Source organism: Oleisolibacter albus (assembly GCF_003336875.1).
GTDB lineage: Bacteria > Pseudomonadota > Alphaproteobacteria > Azospirillales > Azospirillaceae > Niveispirillum > Niveispirillum album.
In genome coordinates this window covers 1-16,481 of sequence record NZ_QGNJ01000017.1, presented here as the reverse complement: position 1 = coordinate 16,481, position 16,481 = coordinate 1, and the positions used below count along the sequence as shown (strand labels likewise).

The window sequence follows — 16,481 nt, the reverse complement described above, 5'->3', positions numbered from 1 at the left end:
TACAGGTGAAGACCTTAGGCCAGCGCCTTGATGCGGCTGGACAGGCGCGACAGCTTGCGGGAGACGGTGTTCTTGTGCAGAACGCCCTTGCCCGCGCCGCGCATCAGCTCCGGCTGGGCCTCACGGAAGGCGGTGGTGGCGGCCGTCTTGTCGCCGGAGGCGATGGCGGTCTCGACCTTCTTCAGGAAGGTGCGGATACGGCTGACGCGCGCACGATTGATCTCGGTGCGACGCTCGGTCTGACGAATGCGCTTTTCAGCGGACTTATGATTGGCCATAGGAAACCCTTACGCGGACCCAGGTGGTACCGTTGAAGCGGCGCTTATAATCCGGGCTGCCACAGCCGTCAAGGCCGCTTTGTCGGTGTCCGCATGTGCTGCGGGTGAGTCACCGTTGCATTGAAAAGCGGCTTCGATTTCGAACGGCGGAGTCTTCGCCGATTTGACGCTGAGATCGCCGAGATAATGCGCAGATCGCCATAGATATGGTGGCTGATTTATAAGAACTACGCTTGATCTGGTCTGCTGTCCGGGACAGGGGACGGGCATGCCCCGCCCCCGTCCGCAACGGATCAGCGGCCCTTGAACGAGGGCTGGCGCTTTTCGATGAAGGCGGACATGCCCTCCTTCTGGTCTTCCAGGCCGAACGCGCTGTGGAACACGCGGCGCTCGAACAGCAGACCCTCGGTCAGGCTGACCTCGAACGAACGGTTGACGCTCTCCTTGACCATCATGGTCGCCGGCAGCGACATGCTGGCGATGCGCTCGGCCAGCTTGATGGCCTCGTCCATCAGTTCGGCGGCGGGCACGACGCGGGCGACCAGGCCCGAGCGCTCGGCCTCGGCCGCGTCCATCATGCGTCCGGTCAGGCACATCTCCATGGCCTTGGCCTTGCCGATGGCGCGGGTCAGGCGCTGGGTGCCGCCGGCGCCGGGCAGGGTGCCGATGGTGATCTCGGGCTGGCCGAACTTGGCCGTATCGGCGGCGATGATGATGTCGGCCATCATGGCCAGCTCGCAGCCGCCGCCCAGGGCATAGCCGCTGACCGCGGCGATGGTCGGCTTGCGGCAGGTGGCCAGACGGCCCCACTTCTTGGTGATGAAGTCGCGGAGATAGGCGTCCATATGGCTGAAGCCGGCCATCTCCTTGATGTCGGCGCCGGCGGCGAAGGCCTTCTCCGAGCCGGTGACGATGATGACGCGGATGCTGCCGTCATCCTCAAAGACATTCAGGGCCTTCTCCATGTCCGTGACCAGACCGTCCGACAGGGCATTCAACGCCTTGGGCCGGTTCAGGCGGATGATGCCCACCGGACCGCGGGTTTCCACCAGGATGTTCTCGTAGGACATGGTTACTTTCCTCTTCGGTTCGGGGCGGCTGTCACGCGATCAGCCGCGTCGCTGCCGGTTTCGGTTCAGGGGGCAGGCTCGGGGCGGGCCAGGTTCAAGGTCCGGCCGTGCCCGGGGGTCAGGATTGCGGTGTCAGGCTGAAGCGCACCTGGATGCGCTTTCCCTGCCGTTCGATGCTGATGTCAAGCCGTTCGCTTTCCCGTGTCCACAGGCTCGGCCCGGCATTGGTCCAGCCCAGCTGCGGCAGGGTTTCGGCGTAGAAGCGCTGGATACCGGCGGCATCCACGCTGCCGCTGGCGGTGGCCTGCACGATGCGCCCCGACGGCTGGTCGAACACCACGGCCTGTTCCCCGTCGGCCGTCAGGCCGGGGGCCAGCGGCACATCCTCCGTTCCCGGAACGAAGGTGGCCGGTGCCGCTGCCGGAGAGGCGGCCCAGGCTGCGCCGCAAAATCCGGTTCCAGCCAGGCCGATCTGACCGGCCAGCGCCAGGGCGCGGACGGTGCGGCGGATGACTGACATGGTGTTGCCTCCTCTCCTACCGTTGCCGCCGGGGGCAATAGAATGTGGAACGGCCGGACTGGACAATCCGGGCGATCCCGCCGGTCTTTTCCATATCGCAGGTACAGCCGGGACAGGGTTGCCCCTCCCGCCCGTACACGGTGAAGCTGTGCTGGAAATAGCCCAGCTCGCCGTCGGACTGTACGAAATCCCGCAGCGTACTGCCACCCGCCGCGATGGCCTCGGTCAGCACCTGACGGATGACCGGCACCAGCCGTTCGGCATCGGCCCCGGCCACCGTCTGCGCCGGCCGGGTGGGGTCGATGCCGGCCCGGAACAGGGATTCGCAGACATAGATGTTGCCCAGGCCGGCCACCACGGTCTGGTCCAGCAGCGCCGCCTTGATCGGTGTGACCTTGCCGGCCAGCCTGTCCGACAGCTGCGTGGCGTTGAAGCCGTTGCCCAGCGGTTCCGGCCCCAGGGACGCCAGCAGGGGGTGGCTGTCCAGCCTGTCCTCATCGATCAGATCCATGAAGCCGAAACGGCGGACATCGTTATAGGTCACGACCCAGCCGTCATCGGTCTCGAACACCAGATGGTCGTGGGGGGCGGGAGTTCCAGCGGGTCCCGGCTTCACCACCATGCTGCCGGACATGCCGAGATGGGTCATCCACACCATGCCGTCATCCAGCCGGGCCAGGATGTACTTGGCCCGCCGATCCAGGGACAGCACGCGCCGGCCGGTCATGCGGGTGGCGAAATCGGCGGGCAGGGGGAAGCGCAGGTCCGGCCGGTATTGCCGCACCCGCTTCAGGACCCTGCCTTCCAGCTTCATGGCCAGACCACGGCGGACGGTTTCGACTTCGGGCAGTTCAGGCATGGAATCCGGTCGGGGGGTGTCACCGACCCCTAGACATACCTCCTTTCCCTCCGTCCGCCCATCCCCCCAGGCCGTGGGCGGGCGCTTTGACACGGGAACGGACCGTCTCCCCCGTCAGACGAACAGCATCTGGTGCCCCGGCGGAACGGCGCCGAACAGGGTGACGACGCCGGCGGTCTCCACCGTCAGGCCGGGGCGGATGCGGGGATCGTGGATGCCCAGAGCCCGCCAGCCCATCTCGCAGGCCATCAGGCGCACGCCCAGTTCGGGCAGCGCCTCCAGCAACTCCTCCATGGTGGCGACTCCGCGCCGGGCCAGGATGGCGTCGCGGGCTTCGGGGCTGGTGCCGTCGTCGGAGAAATCCAGCCGCAGCCAGCCCTGCCCGTCCAGCAGCACGGGCAGCGCCCGCCCGGTGACGAACAGGATCACCGGCCGGCCGGTGGCGGCGGCGCCACTGGCCAGGACAAGGGCGTAATGGACGCGGTCATAGCCGCCGGACTGGACGATGATGGCCAGACCCTGGGTGCCGTCGGGCATGGTTCCCTCACGGATGCGCGGACAGATCGCGGATGGTCGGATGGGCGCCGCAGAGCGGGCAATCCGGGTCGCGCCGCACCTTGATGCTGCGGAAGCTGGTCTCCAGCGCCGAATAGAGCAGCAGCCGGCCGGACAGGCTCTCGCCGATGCCCAGCAGCTCCTTCAGCACCTCCACGCTCTGCAGCGATCCCATGGCGCCGGCCAGGGCACCCAGGACCCCACCCTCGGAACAGCTCGGCACCGTGCCGGGCGGGGGCGGCTCGCGGAACAGGCAGCGATAGCAGGGGTGCGGCTCGCCCAGATGCGCCTTGAAGGTGGAGAGCTGCCCGTCGAAGCGCAGCATGGCGGCGCTGACCAGCGGCTTGCCGGCGAAATAACAGGCGTCGTTCAGCAGATAGCGGGTGGCGAAATTGTCGGTGCCGTCGGCCACCACGTCATAGCGGGCCAGAAGGTCCAGGGCGTTGGCCCGGGTCAGGCGCGCGGCATGGGGCTCCACCACCACATCGGGGTTGATGGCGCGGATGCGGGCGGCGGCGCTGTCCACCTTGGGCAGGCCGATGCCGGCCGTGTCGTGGATCACCTGGCGCTGCAGGTTCGACAGGTCGACATGGTCGTGATCGACGATGCCGATGCGGCCGACGCCGGCGGCGGCCAGATACAGCAGCAGCGGCGCCCCCAGCCCGCCGGCCCCCACCACCAGCACCGACCCCGACAGCAGCCGGGCCTGCCCGCTGCCGCCCACCTGCGGCAGCATGATGTGCCGGGCATAGCGTTCGATCTGGGAGTCGGTCAGGTCGATCATCACGCGGTCCTTGGCAGGGATTGGGAAACGGGCCGGGCGCTCATCCCGCGGAAAACAGCCCGCGCACCAGCGCATAGATGGGGTGGTCGGGGTTGGAGACCAGCCGCACCGTCATGCCCAGGCAGACCAGCACCAGCAGCGGGCGCACCAGCCGGGCGCCGAAGCGCAGGGCGGCGTGGCTGCCCAGATAGCCGCCGGTGACCTGACCCACGGCCATGGCCAGCCCCACGCTCCACAGCATCTCCCCGCCCAGGGCGAAGACGGCCAGACTGACGGCATTGCTGGTGAAATTCAGCAGCTTGGTGGTGGCGGTGGCCTTGCGCAGGGTCATGCCCAGCAGGGCGACGCAGCCCAGGGCGAAGAAGCTGCCGGTCCCCGGCCCGAAGAAGCCGTCATAGAAGCCGATGCCGATGCCCACGCTCAGGCCGAAGGCCCGCAGCGAGATGCGCTGCTGCGCCTCCATGTCGCCGACCCGCGGGCTCAACAGGAAATAGGTGGCGATGGCCACCAGCAGCACCGGGATCACCGCCGACAGCAGGCCCGAGCCGACGATCTGCACGGCGATGGTTCCCGCCGCCGCGCCCACCAGCACACAGGCCACCGGGAACAGCATGGACCGGATGTCGATCTGCCCGGCCCGCCAGAAGGTCAGCGTCGCCATCATGGTGCCGAAGGCGCCCTGCAGCTTGTTGGTGGCCAGGGCCTGCGACGGGGCGATGCCCGTGGACAGCAGGGCCGGAATGGTGATCAGCCCGCCCCCGCCGGCGATGGCGTCGATGAAGCCGGCGACAAAGGCCGTGGGGACGAGGAAGAGCAGCTGCGACGGATCCATGGGGCGACCATAGGGGGAAAGCCGCGTCTCCTCCCAATGCCGCCAACGGAAGGGTGGGTTGCGCCGACGCCGGACGCTGCGGTCTCTGCCGGGCTGTCTCCGCCGGGCTGTCTCTGCCGGGCTGTCTCCGCCGGTTCCCCGTCGTCGCGGCGCCGGAACCGCGATGTTCCCGCACCGGCCAGCGGCATCATGCCGGCGCAGGCGGGCAGCCGGGGGACAGGCGCCACGCCCATCATGCCCTGGACAAAAATCCTATATCATGCTCCCCTGATCGCGGCCCCCCCATCCGGGACGCCGGGATCTTGAACATGTGAAACCAGGCTTGACGCAACCAAGCTTAACGCAACAGGGCTGACAAAGGCGACCAGGGTCGAAAACCCGTCACCTTTGTCACCTTAAGGAAAATATTCCTTTAGCATCAACGCCATACCAGGCGACATCGTTTGCGGCCACTGTCACCTTAGTCGCCTTGCCGTCAGCTTAAGGTCGCCTTGGCGTCACCTTAAGCCAACGGAGGGCAACCGGAAGGGGGGACCGGTCTCAGTCCAGCCCGTCGAACAGGGCGGTGGACAGGTAGCGTTCGGCGAAGCTGGGCAGGATGACGACGATCAGCTTGCCCTTCATCTCCGGGCGGCTGCCCAGTTCGAAGGCGGCGGCCAGGGCCGCGCCGGAGCTGATGCCCACGGCCAGCCCCTCGACACGGGCGGCCTCGCGGGCCAGTTCGAAGGCGCGGACGTTGGAGATGCGCAGCACCTCGTCGATCTGGTCCTTGGCCAGGATGTCGGGCACGAAGCCGGCACCGATGCCCTGGATCTTGTGCGGGCCGGGCAGGCCGCCGGACAGGACGGGGCTGTCCTCCGGCTCCACCGCCACCACCTTGAAGTCGGGCTTGCGGGCCTTGATGACCTCGGCGATGCCGGTCAGCGTGCCGCCGGTGCCGACGCCGGACACCAGCGCATCCACCTTGCCGGCGGTGTCGCGCCAGATCTCCTCGGCCGTGGTGGCGCGGTGGATGGCGGGATTGGCCGGGTTCTTGAACTGTTGCAGCATGTAGGAGCCGGGGGTGGAGGCCACCAGCTCCTCGGCCCGGGCGATGGCACCCTTCATGCCCTGGGCCGCCGGGGTCAGCACCAGCTCGGCCCCCAGCAGCTTCAGCATCTTGCGCCGTTCCACCGACATGCTCTCCGGCATGGTCAGGATCAGCTTGTAGCCCTTGGCGGCGGCGACGAAGGCCAGGGCGATGCCGGTGTTGCCCGAGGTCGGCTCGATCAGGGTGGTGCGGTCCGGCGCGATCTTGCCCTCGGCCTCGGCGGCTTCGATCATGGCCTTGCCGATGCGGTCCTTGACGCTGGACAGCGGATTGAAGAACTCGCACTTGGCGACCACGTCGGCCACCACCCCGTGCCGGGCCGACAGGCGCGGCAGCCGCACCAGCGGCGTGGCCCCGATGGTGTCCAGGATGCTGTCATAGATGCGGCCACGGAACTCGGTCGCGGCGGCTTGGCTCTCGGATGCGGCCATAACACGTCTCCGAAGTGTGAATTGCGGTTAAATCCGTTCCTGCGCTGTATATAAGCCCCTTTGTGCCGCCGCACAAAGGGGAAGCAGAGAAAGTTCGCCGATGGGCCTATGCCCTGGACCCCTGCCCGCCCCTGCCGCTACGCTGGCGGCATGAGCGCCGTCGATCTCTTCCCCCCTGGTCCCGCCGAACCGGCCGATGCCGACCGGATCGATCCCAATGTGCTGCAACGGCGGGCGGCGGACCCCACCGCCTCGGTCTGGGTGGGGGCCTCGGCCGGGACCGGCAAGACCAAGGTGCTGACCGACCGGGTGCTGCGGCTGATGCTGGCCGGCACGGCGCCGGCCCGCATCCTCTGCCTGACCTTCACCAAGGCGGCGGCGGCGGAGATGGCGAACCGCATCGCCGCCCGCCTGTCCGGCTGGGCCGTGGCCGACGAGGCGGCACTGGAACGCCAGCTGCGCGACCTGACCGGCAGCGCCCCCACGGTGGACGAGGTCACCGCGGCCCGCCGCCTGTTCGCCCGGGTGCTGGAGGCGCCGGGCGGGATGAAGATCCAGACCATCCACGCCTTCTGCCAGTCGCTGCTGCGCCGCTTCCCGCTGGAAGCCGGCCTCGCCCCCAATTTCGAGGTCATGGACGACCGCACCGCGGCCGAGCTGCTGGCCGAGGCGGAGCAGGAGGTGCTGACGGCGGCCCGACTCGATCCGGACGGGGCGCTGGGACAGGCGGTGGCCGTGCTGGCCGCCGCGGTGTCGGAGGACGAATTCGGCCGGCTGCTGCAGGACATCACCATGGAGCGCGGCCGCATCCGCCGCATCCTGGACCGTCATGGCGGTCTGTCCGGCGCCATCGCCGCCATCGGCCGCACCCTCGATGTGCCGCCCGGCACCACCGAAGCCGACGTGGTGCGGGAAGCCTGCCGCGACGGGGCGTTCGACGACGCCGGCCTGCGCGCCGCCTGCCGGGCCCTGGCGGACAGCGGCAAGACCGACGGCGAGCGCGGCATCGGCATCCAGGCCTGGCTGGACCGGGCGGACGGCCGCATCCATGGGTTCCAGGAGTACGGGCTGCTGTTCCTGACCCGCGACGGGGACATGCGGAAAGCCCTGCTGGGCAAGAAGGCGGCGGAGAAGGATCCGGCGGCGCTGGCGGCCCTGCAGGCCGAGGCCGGGCGGCTGATGGCCGTGATGGAGCGGCTGCGCTGCGTCAGCGTGGCCCGCAGCACGGCGGCGCTGCTGACCCTGTCGGAAGCCATCCTGGCGACCTACCGCCGGCTGAAGGACGGGCGGGCGCTGCTGGATTTCGACGATCTGATCCTGACGGCCAGCCAGCTTCTGGGCGGACAGCGCGATGCCTGCGCCTGGGTGCTGTTCAAGCTCGATGGCGGCCTGGACCACATCCTGGTCGACGAGGCGCAGGACACCAACCCGGAGCAATGGGCGGTGGTCAAGGTCATCGCCGAGGAGTTCTTCGCCGGGGACGGGGCCGAGTCGCCCGCGCGAGCATCCGGCAGCCGCACCCTGTTCGTGGTGGGCGACGACAAACAGTCCATCTTCAGCTTCCAGCGCGCCGACCCGGCCGAGTTCGCGCGCATGCGCCGGCATTTCCAGACGCGCATCACCGCGGCGTCGGGCCGCTGGAGCGGCATCGACCTGCAGATCTCCTTCCGTTCGGTCCGGGCCGTTCTGGCGGCGGTGGACGCCGTGTTCCTGCGCGAAGCGGCGCGCGACGGCGTCATCGCCCCCGGCCAGGAGATCCGGCACGTCCCCTTCCGCCGCGGCATGGCCGGGACCGTGGAGGTCTGGCCCCTGGTCAGCCCGGCCGAGACGGCGGAGGCGGAACCCTGGGCCCTGCCGCTGACGCCGGAACAGGCGGCCCGGCCCATGGCGCGGCTGGCCACGCTGGTGGCCGACCAGATCCGCCATTGGCTCGACAGCGGCGAGATGCTGCCGGCCCGCGGCCGGCCGCTGCGGCCGGGCGACATCATGGTGCTGGTGCGCCGCCGCAACCAGTTCGTGCAGCAGCTGGTGCGCGACCTCAAGGATCGGGGCGTGCCGGTGGCCGGTGTCGACCGCATGGTGCTGACCGAACAGCTGGCGGTCATGGACCTGATGGCCCTGGGCCGTTTCCTGCTGCTGCCGGACGATGACCTGACCCTGGCCACGGTGCTGAAATCACCGCTGATCGGGTTCGGTGAGGAGCAGCTGTTCGCCATCGCCCATGACCGCAGCGGCCGGCTGTGGCCGGCCCTGGCCCGCAAGGCCGAGGAGGACGCCGCCTTCCGGCCGGCCCATGACTGGCTGCACGGCCTGCTGGCGGAAACCGATTTCCACGCGCCGTTCGAGCTGTTTGCCGGTCTGCTTTCCCGCCCCTGCCCGGCCGATCCCCGGCTGGAGGTGGGCGGGTCGGGCCGCCGGGCCATCCTGGCCCGGCTGGGGTCGGAGGCGGTGGACCCGCTGGACGAGTTCCTGACCGCCTGCCTGGCCTATGAGCGCGAGCATGTGCCGTCGCTGCAGGGGTTCCTGCACTGGCTGGAGGCCAGCCAGGCCGAGATCAAGCGTGAGCTGGATGCCGGCGGCGGGCCGGGCGGCGGCCGCGTCCGCATCATGACGGTGCATGGCTCCAAGGGGTTGCAGGCCCCCCTCGTCATCCTGCCCGACACCATGGGCGTGCCCGACCAGTCGCCCCGCATCCTCTGGCCCGATGGCACGGACGGGCGCGAGGTGCCCCTGTTCGCTCCCCGCCGCGCCCTGGAGGACACGGCCTGCCGCACGGCGCGGGCCGCGGCCGACCGCCGCCGCGACCAGGAATACCGGCGGCTGCTCTATGTGGCGCTGACGCGGGCCGAGGACAGGCTGGTGGTCTGCGGCTATGAGGGCAGCCGCAAGGCCCCGGACGGCGCCTGGTACGCGCTGGTGCAGGAGGCTCTGGCCGACATGGCCCAGGAGCGGGACTACGACTTCTCCCAGGTCAGCCCCGCCGGCTGGCAGGGCAAGGGCCTGCATCTGTACGACACCCAGATCGACCCGCCGCGGAGCGACGACAAGGACCGGGCCGAACCGGAGGCCAGCGTCCGGCTGCCGGACTGGGCAAGGACCCCGGCGCCGGAGGAACCGACGCCGGCCCGGCCGCTGACGCCCTCGCGCCCCGAAGGGGTGGAACCGCCGGTGCGCTCGCCGCTGGGGGCCGATGACGGCCACCGCTTCCGCCGCGGCACGCTGATCCACAAGCTGCTGCAGGTGCTGCCCGAGATCGAGCCGCACCGCCGGGACGGGGCGGCCCGCGCCTGGCTGGCCCGGCCGGCCCATGGGCTTGACCCCGCCCAACAGGCCGAGATCGCGGGCGAGGCCCTGCGTGTGCTGGAGGACCCCCGCTTCGCGCCGCTGTTCGGTCCCGGCAGCCGGGCCGAGGTGCCGATTGTCGGCGTGGTCGGGGGGCGGGTGCTGTCGGGCCAGATCGACCGGCTGTGCCTGACCGACGAGGCTGTCTGGATCGTGGATTACAAGACCAACCGTCCCCCGCCCACGCGCGAGGAGGATGTGGCCCCGCTGTATTTGGCCCAGATGGCGGCCTATCGGGCGGCGCTGCGCCGCGTCTATCCCGGCCGGACCATCCGCTGCGTGCTGCTGTGGACCGACGGTCCCTATACCATGGAGATCAGTCCCGACCGGCTGGCCCCCTATGACCCGGCCTGATGCGCCCCTCGCCGTTTCGGCCCGCCTCTGCTAGCCTCCGGCGGCGCGGGCCGGCTGCGCGGGGGAGATATGATCCAGATCCATGCCACCTGTGTCAGCCTGTCGGGGGCCGGGGTGCTGCTGCGGGGGCGCTCGGGGGCCGGCAAGTCCGACCTGGCGCTGCGCCTGATCGAGGGCGGTGCCCGGCTGGTGGCCGACGACCGGGTCGATCTGGCGCGGCAGGGCGACCGGCTGCTGGCCGCCTGTCCCGCGCCCTTGGCCGGACTGCTGGAGGTGCGGGGCCTGGGCATCCTGCCGGTTCCGGCCGATGGTCCGACGCCGGTGCTGCTGCTGGTCGATCTGGTGCCGCCCGCGGATGTGCCGCGCCTTCCGGAACCACAGGACGAGGAAATCTGCGGCGTCACCCTGCCGCGGCTGTCACTGGCCCCTTTCGAGGCCTCCGCCGCGGCGAAGCTACGGCTTGCAGCGGCGACGGCCATGGCCCAGATTTCCACTGAACCGGGGACACCGTCCCCGGCAGGATGGGCGCACGGGCGATGCAATCACAGGTGATGCCATGACGACCCTTGATCCCTCGGCCGGCCCGGCCCGGCTGCCCCTGGTGGTGGTGACCGGCCTGTCCGGCGCCGGCCTGTCGACGGCCCTGAAGTCGCTGGAGGATCTGGGCTACGAGGCGGTCGACAATCTGCGGCTGTCGCTGCTGCACGCCCTGGTCTCGCAGTTCCACGACCGGCCGCTGGTGGTCGGGATCGACAGCCGCACCCGCGATTTCGATGCCGAGGGGCTGCTGGAGGAACTGCGCCTGTTGCGGCTGCGGGACGACATGGCGGTCAAGCTGCTGTTCCTCGACGCTTCCGACGAGGTGCTGCAGCGCCGCTACACCGAAACACGGCGGCCGCATCCGCTGGCCGCCGACCGGCCGGTGCTGGACGGCATCGCCCGCGAACGCCAGCTGCTGCAGCCGCTGAAGGATACGGCCGACGAGGTGCTGGACACCTCGCAGCTATCCATCCACGACGCGCGCCGCCACCTGGGGCAGGTGTTCCGGCTGGATGCCGAGCCGCGGCTCCACATCTTCGTCACCAGCTTCTCCTACCGGCAGGGGGTCCCGCGGGAGGCCGACATCGTCTTCGACGTGCGCTTCCTCGACAATCCCCATTGGGAACCGGCCCTGCGCCCGCTCAGCGGGCTGGATGCGCCCGTCGCCGCCTATGTGGAGCGCGACCCGGACTATGCCGGCTTCTTCGCGAACCTGACCCGGCTGATCGGGCCGCTGCTGCCGCGCTATGTGCGCGAGGGCAAGCACTATCTGACCATTGCCATCGGCTGCACCGGCGGCCGCCATCGCTCTGTCCACATCACGCACAGGCTTGCCATGTGGCTGCGCGACCATGGATATAAGGTGGTGGAGGGGCACCGCGACCTCGACCGCAAGGAACCGGGGGGGCCGGTTGAGCCGCTGGACGACCGTTCGCGGCCCGGGCGGGCGGCATCGGGCGGCCGGTAACGCGGGCAGGGAGACTCAGGGAATCCAATGATCGGCTTGGTCCTTGTCACGCACGGCCGTTTGGCCGAGGAATTCATCGCCGCCCTCCAGCATGTGGTGGGGCCCACCCCGCAGGTCGGCGCCGTCTGCATCGGTCCCGACGACGACATGGAGCGCCGGCGGGAGGACATCCTGGCCCGTGTCGCCGAATGCGACAGCGGCAGCGGCGTCGTGGTCCTGACCGACATGTTCGGCGGCACCCCGTCCAATCTGGCCATCTCCATCATGGACCGGGCCAAGGTGGAGGTGATCGCCGGCGTCAACCTGCCGATGCTGATCAAGCTGGCCAGCGTCCGCAAGACCGAGGGTCTGAAGGCGTCGGTGCAGGCGGCCCAGGAGGCCGGACGCAAATACATCAATGTCGCCTCGTCGCTGCTGGCGGATGGGTGAGCCATGACGGTCCAGGACCAGGCCGAGGCCGGCGATGCCCGCACGGCCGTCGTCACCATCCGCAACCGCCGCGGGCTGCATGCCCGCGCCGCCGCCAAGTTCGTGCGACTGGTCGCCGACTATGAGGCGGAGGTCGAGGTGTTGCGCGGCGATACCTCCGTCTGCGGCGAGAGCATCATGGGACTGATGATGCTGGCCGCCGGGCCGGGGACGTCGATCACCCTGACCGCTTCCGGGCCCCAGGCGGACGATGTCCTGCGCGCCCTGACGGATCTGGTCGACCGCAAGTTCGACGAAGACTGATCCCGGAAGACCCAACCCGAAAAAGGGGGGCTCGCAGTCCCTTGTCGCCATTCCGTTCCGACCGCAACCGCGGCGATCCGTCCAGCCATGGAACCGCACAGGAACCTGCCCACGGGCAGGAGCGCATCCTGCGTGGACTCGGCGTTTCGCCCGGCATCGCCATTGGTCCCGCCCATGTGGTGGAGGCCGGCGCCGTGCAGGTGCCGGAATATGTGCTGATGCCCGATGCGGTCGAGGCGGAGGTGGAACGGTTCTCCGCCGCCACCGAGAAGGCGCGTCGCCAGTTGCGCAAGCTCCAGGGCAAGGCCTCGCTGTTGCCGGGGGCGGCGGCCGAGGATGTGGCCATCCTGCTGGAGGCGCATCTGGCCATGCTGTCCGGCTCCCGCCTGATCCGCGGTGTGGAGCGGCGCATCCGCGCCGAACGCCAGAATGCCGAAGCGGCGGTGCAGGCGGAGATCAACGCCATCGCCCAGAGCTTCGCCGGCATGGACGACGCCTATCTGTCGGCCCGCATCGCCGATGTGCGGGAGGTGGGGCGCCGGCTGGTGCGCAACCTGATGGAGTCGCCGTTCCAGGCCTTTTCCATGGTGCCGGCCGGCTCGGTGATCCTGGCGGAGGAACTGACGCCGGCCGATACGGCGCTGATGGACCCGCGGCGGATCGCCGGTTTCGCCACCCTGCTGGGCGGAGCCGAGGGACATACGGCCATCATGGCCCGCTCGCTGGGCCTGCCGGCGGTGCTGGGCGCCCCCGGTCTGCTCCAGGGCATCCAGAATGGCGACATGGTGGTGGTGGACGGCCTGTCCGGCCGGGTGCATCTCAATCCCCAGACATCGGTCCTGGACGAGTACCGCCGCCGCAGCGCCTCCTGGCGGGCCGAGCGCGAACAGCTGAAGACCCTCAGCCGGCTGCCGGCCATCACCCGTGACGGCACCGAGGTGACCCTGCACGCCAATCTGGAACTGCCGCGGGAACTGGACACCGCGCTGGAGCTGGGCGCAGCCGGGATCGGCCTGCTGCGGACCGAGTTCCAGTTCATGAACCGGGATGATTTGCCGGACGAGGACGAGCAGTACGAGACGCTGCGCGGCATCGTCGAGCGCATGGATGGCCGGCCGGTTACCGCCCGCACCCTGGATGTCGGCGGGGAGAAGCTGGCCACCGCCCTGCGCCAGCATTTTGGCGATCCGGCCAACCCGGCCCTGGGGCTGCGCGCCATCCGCCTGGGGCTGAAGGAGCCGCGCCTGCTGGAAACGCAGCTGGCCGCCATGCTGCGCGCCGCGGCCCATGGTCCCTTGCGCATCCTGGTGCCCATGGTCGTGACCATGGCCGAGATGCGGGCCGTGCGCACCATGCTGCACGCCGTGGCCCGCCGCCTGCACCGGCGCGGCGTCAAGCTGCCGCCGGTGCTGCCGCGCCTGGGCGCCATGATTGAAATCCCCGGCGCCGCCCTGTCCGCCGACAGCCTGTCGACGGTCAGCGACTTCTTCGCCATCGGCACCAACGACCTGATCCAGTACACCCTGGCCATCGACCGTGGTGACGAGCAGGTGGCCCATATGTACGACCCGCTGCACCCCGCGGTGCTGCGGCTGGTGCAGTTCACGGTGGAGGCGGCCCTGCGCAGCCGTATTCCCGTGTCCGTGTGCGGCGAGATGGCGGGCGACCCGCGCTATACGCCGCTGCTGCTGGGGCTGGGTGTGCGGGAACTGTCGATGGCACCGGCCAATCTGCCGCTGGTGAAGCGCCGGACCCGCTGCCTGGACCTGATCGAGGCCACGCGCCGCGCCGACAGCATCATGATCCAAAGCGACAGTGGCCGCATCGCCACGCTGCTGGATGATTTCAACGATGCGGCCGGCTGACCCCGGCCGTCAGCGCACCAGCACCTGTGCGGCCTCACGCGTCTTGCCCACGGCGCCGGCGACCTGACCGACGGCAGCGGAAATGCTGCCCACATTGGCGGACACCGTACTGACGGCCTGGGAGGCGTTCTGCACATTGCCCAGCATGCCGCGGGTCACGGCGCTCTGCTCCTCGACCGCGGAGGCGGTGGTGGTCACCAGTTCCTGGACCGAGGTGATGGCGGCACGGATATCGTCCAGCGCCCCGGCCACATCGGTCGAGGTGGACTGGATGCTGTCGATCTCGCCGGAGATCTGCTCCGTGGCCCGGGCGGCCTGATTGGCCAGGTTCTTCACCTCCGACGCCACGACGGCAAAGCCCTTGCCCGCGTCGCCGGCCCGCGCCGCCTCGATCGTGGCGTTCAGCGCCAGCAGGTTGATCTGTCCGGCGATGTCCTGGATCAGCGCGATGATCCCGTTCATGGCCTGCGCCGCATTGGTCAGCCGGCTGGTGCTCTGCTCCGCCACCGCCGCCCGCTGGGCCGCCGCCTCGGTCGCCGTGCGCGACTTCGTCATGCTGCGGGAAATCTCGTCGATGGACGCGGCCATTTCATCCACGCCCGCCACCACGGCCTGCACATTGCTGGCGGCCTCTCCCGCTGCCAGTGCCGCGGACCCGGCTTCGGCACTGGAGCGGTCGATGTCGCTGGAGATCTCCCCGAAGTTGCGGTCGATCAGGGATTTGAGATTGGCCAGCAACTCCACCTGGGCAGTGATGTCGGTGGCGACCTTGACCACCTTCACCACGCGGCCGGCATCGTCCAGGATCGGATTGTACGAAGCTTCGATCCAGACGACCTTGCCGTTCCTGCCGATGCGCTTGAACTGGGCGGCCTGATACTCGCCGGCGCGCAGCCGGTCCCAGAAGGCGGTGTAGTCGGGACTGGCGGCATATGCCGCCTCCACGAACATGCGGTGCTGCTTTCCCTGGATCTCGGGCATCGTGTACCCAAGGGTTTTCAGGAAATTCTCGTTGGCAGCGACGATGGTGCCGTCCGGCGTGAACTCGATCACGGCCTGGGAACGATTGATGGCATCGATCTGGGCGCTGAAATCGCGGTTCTGCAACCGGTGCCGGGCATCGGTCCATTCCACGGTGAAGCCCACGCGCTTGCCGCCCTGAATGACGGGCGAGATCCCGATATCGAAGATCCGGCGCCCGATGGTGATGGTGGCGTTGTGCGGCTTGGACAGGGCCACCAGAATATGGCGCTGCCGGTCCGGGGTCTTGTGGAAAACGTCGATCTTGCTGCCGATCAGCGTATCGACGCGGAACTGAGGCAGTTCCTTGCGCAGATCCGCTTCCGCCTCGCGCATCAAGTCCAAGGCTGCCGGGTTCATATAGACGATGGTCAGATCGGCATCGGCAACCATCACCTTGGTGCTGAGCTGATCCAGCATCCCGGTCTGGGCGAGCAGGCGGTCATTCCGGCGGAAACGGCTCAACATGACGCTTATCCATGGCAGGGCGAACGGCTCATCCAAACTGACATCCGTTCGCCCGCTCGCGTGCGCGAATTTGGATAGCCTATCCGATGGGCTATCTGGACGAAGGCCGCGGCGGTCGAAGGCGTGGCAGGGGACGGCCCCTTTCCGTCGCCGGCCAGGGCCACCACCTCAGAAGCCCTTCCGGCTTTGCCGTATTCCCAGGACCGATGTCATGCCGCCACCGCCCGACTTCTTCCGGCGTTTCCCTATGCGCCCCGTCTTCAGCGCCGACCTCGACGCGGTTCTGGCCGAACCAGAGGCGGAGGCGCTCGATATCCTGTTCCTGTGGGGCCGTGACTGCCCGAACTGCGATCTGGCCAAGCATGCCCTGCTGGCCGATCCCGCCCGCTTCTCCTGGCCGGGCGTCCGCTGGCTGCATGACAATGTCTATGATGATTTCGAGATGGCCACCCGCTTCGGCCTGCACGGGATTCCGGCCTTCTTCGTCTTCCACCGCGGCAGGCTGCGTGGCCGCATCACCAGCTGGCCCGGGGCCGAGGCCTTCTGTGCCGCCATCCAGCGTCAGCTGGCCACCTGATTTCCCGGGCCGGACCGCGCCGCCCTGACGGTGCGTTGATGAAACGATGGCACAAAGCAAGGGGAGACACTGGACTGCACCCCATCATTGAGACATGTCGCAAAAGCTACAGCATGGTTTCCGCCACCAGTGCCGCCCGGCCGGGCGGCACTGGTGGTTCGTCCTGTGCCTCGAACTCCACCGGGCTCAGGTAGTCG

General features: G+C 69.2%; 16 protein-coding genes. 7 read left to right on the top strand and 9 right to left on the bottom strand.

The genetic code is table 11. From position 1 onward, the window contains the following. Positions 1–14: 14 nt before the first annotated feature. The 8 genes from rpsT to cysK all read right to left on the bottom strand — a co-directional run bounded on the left by rpsT (position 15) and on the right by cysK (position 6,419). Positions 15–278: a 30S ribosomal protein S20 gene (gene rpsT / locus DK368_RS18445; RefSeq protein ID WP_114395455.1), complete on the bottom strand. Its 264-nt coding sequence runs from the start codon at positions 276–278 to the stop codon at positions 15–17. Positions 279–571: 293 nt separating this feature from the next. After that, positions 572–1,348, bottom strand: a complete 777-nt coding sequence (locus DK368_RS18440) for an enoyl-CoA hydratase (RefSeq protein WP_114395454.1) — start codon at positions 1,346–1,348, stop codon at positions 572–574. Positions 1,349–1,466: 118 nt separating this feature from the next. After that, entirely contained in the window at positions 1,467–1,868 is a 402-nt protein-coding gene (locus tag DK368_RS18435; protein WP_114395453.1) for a hypothetical protein, read from the bottom strand. Positions 1,869–1,884: 16 nt separating this feature from the next. Then, on the bottom strand, positions 1,885–2,727 hold the full coding sequence (gene mutM / locus DK368_RS18430) for a bifunctional DNA-formamidopyrimidine glycosylase/DNA-(apurinic or apyrimidinic site) lyase (RefSeq protein WP_114395452.1): 843 nt from the start codon (positions 2,725–2,727) through the stop codon (positions 1,885–1,887). A 114-nt stretch (positions 2,728–2,841) separates the two neighbouring features. Continuing rightward, positions 2,842–3,264 (bottom strand): DsrE family protein, encoded by a 423-nt coding sequence (locus DK368_RS18425; protein ID WP_114395451.1) that lies wholly within the window; start codon positions 3,262–3,264, stop codon positions 2,842–2,844. A gap of 7 nt (positions 3,265–3,271) precedes the next feature. Next, positions 3,272–4,063, bottom strand: coding sequence for a HesA/MoeB/ThiF family protein (locus tag DK368_RS18420; RefSeq protein WP_162306099.1), 792 nt, complete (start codon positions 4,061–4,063; stop codon positions 3,272–3,274). Positions 4,064–4,106: 43 nt separating this feature from the next. Next, the gene (locus DK368_RS18415; RefSeq protein WP_114395449.1) at positions 4,107–4,898 is read right to left on the bottom strand and encodes a TSUP family transporter; all 792 of its coding nucleotides are present in this window, start codon (positions 4,896–4,898) and stop codon (positions 4,107–4,109) included. A 540-nt stretch (positions 4,899–5,438) separates the two neighbouring features. Continuing rightward, positions 5,439–6,419, bottom strand: coding sequence for a cysteine synthase A (gene cysK / locus DK368_RS18410; RefSeq protein ID WP_114395448.1), 981 nt, complete (start codon positions 6,417–6,419; stop codon positions 5,439–5,441). 108 nt (positions 6,420–6,527) lie between these two features. On the opposite strand from cysK, the gene addA reads away from it, so the two are divergent. From addA to ptsP, 6 genes are all read left to right on the top strand, one after another. Then, entirely contained in the window at positions 6,528–10,115 is a 3,588-nt protein-coding gene (addA, locus tag DK368_RS18405) for a double-strand break repair helicase AddA (protein WP_240002566.1), read from the top strand. Between the two features lie 69 nt (positions 10,116–10,184). Next, positions 10,185–10,667, top strand: a complete 483-nt coding sequence (locus DK368_RS18400; protein WP_114395446.1) for an HPr kinase/phosphorylase — start codon at positions 10,185–10,187, stop codon at positions 10,665–10,667. 4 nt (positions 10,668–10,671) lie between these two features. Continuing rightward, complete coding sequence (gene rapZ, locus DK368_RS18395; protein ID WP_114395445.1) at positions 10,672–11,622, top strand: RNase adapter RapZ; 951 nt, start codon at positions 10,672–10,674, stop codon at positions 11,620–11,622. Between the two features lie 27 nt (positions 11,623–11,649). After that, complete coding sequence (locus DK368_RS18390) at positions 11,650–12,051, top strand: PTS sugar transporter subunit IIA (protein WP_114395444.1); 402 nt, start codon at positions 11,650–11,652, stop codon at positions 12,049–12,051. 3 nt (positions 12,052–12,054) lie between these two features. Beyond that, positions 12,055–12,354, top strand: a complete 300-nt coding sequence (locus tag DK368_RS18385) for an HPr family phosphocarrier protein (protein ID WP_114395443.1) — start codon at positions 12,055–12,057, stop codon at positions 12,352–12,354. Positions 12,355–12,479: 125 nt separating this feature from the next. After that, a complete protein-coding gene (gene ptsP, locus DK368_RS18380) occupies positions 12,480–14,219 on the top strand; it encodes a phosphoenolpyruvate--protein phosphotransferase (RefSeq protein WP_240002573.1) in 1,740 nt (579 codons plus the stop codon). A gap of 9 nt (positions 14,220–14,228) precedes the next feature. On the opposite strand, the gene DK368_RS18375 is transcribed toward ptsP, so the two are convergent. Further along, on the bottom strand, positions 14,229–15,707 hold the full coding sequence (locus DK368_RS18375; protein ID WP_240002565.1) for a methyl-accepting chemotaxis protein: 1,479 nt from the start codon (positions 15,705–15,707) through the stop codon (positions 14,229–14,231). Positions 15,708–15,918: 211 nt separating this feature from the next. Here DK368_RS18375 and DK368_RS18370 point away from each other — a divergent pair, with 211 nt between their 5' ends. Beyond that, a complete protein-coding gene (locus DK368_RS18370) occupies positions 15,919–16,284 on the top strand; it encodes a thioredoxin domain-containing protein (protein WP_114395441.1) in 366 nt (121 codons plus the stop codon). The last annotated feature ends 197 nt before the right edge of the window (positions 16,285–16,481 follow it).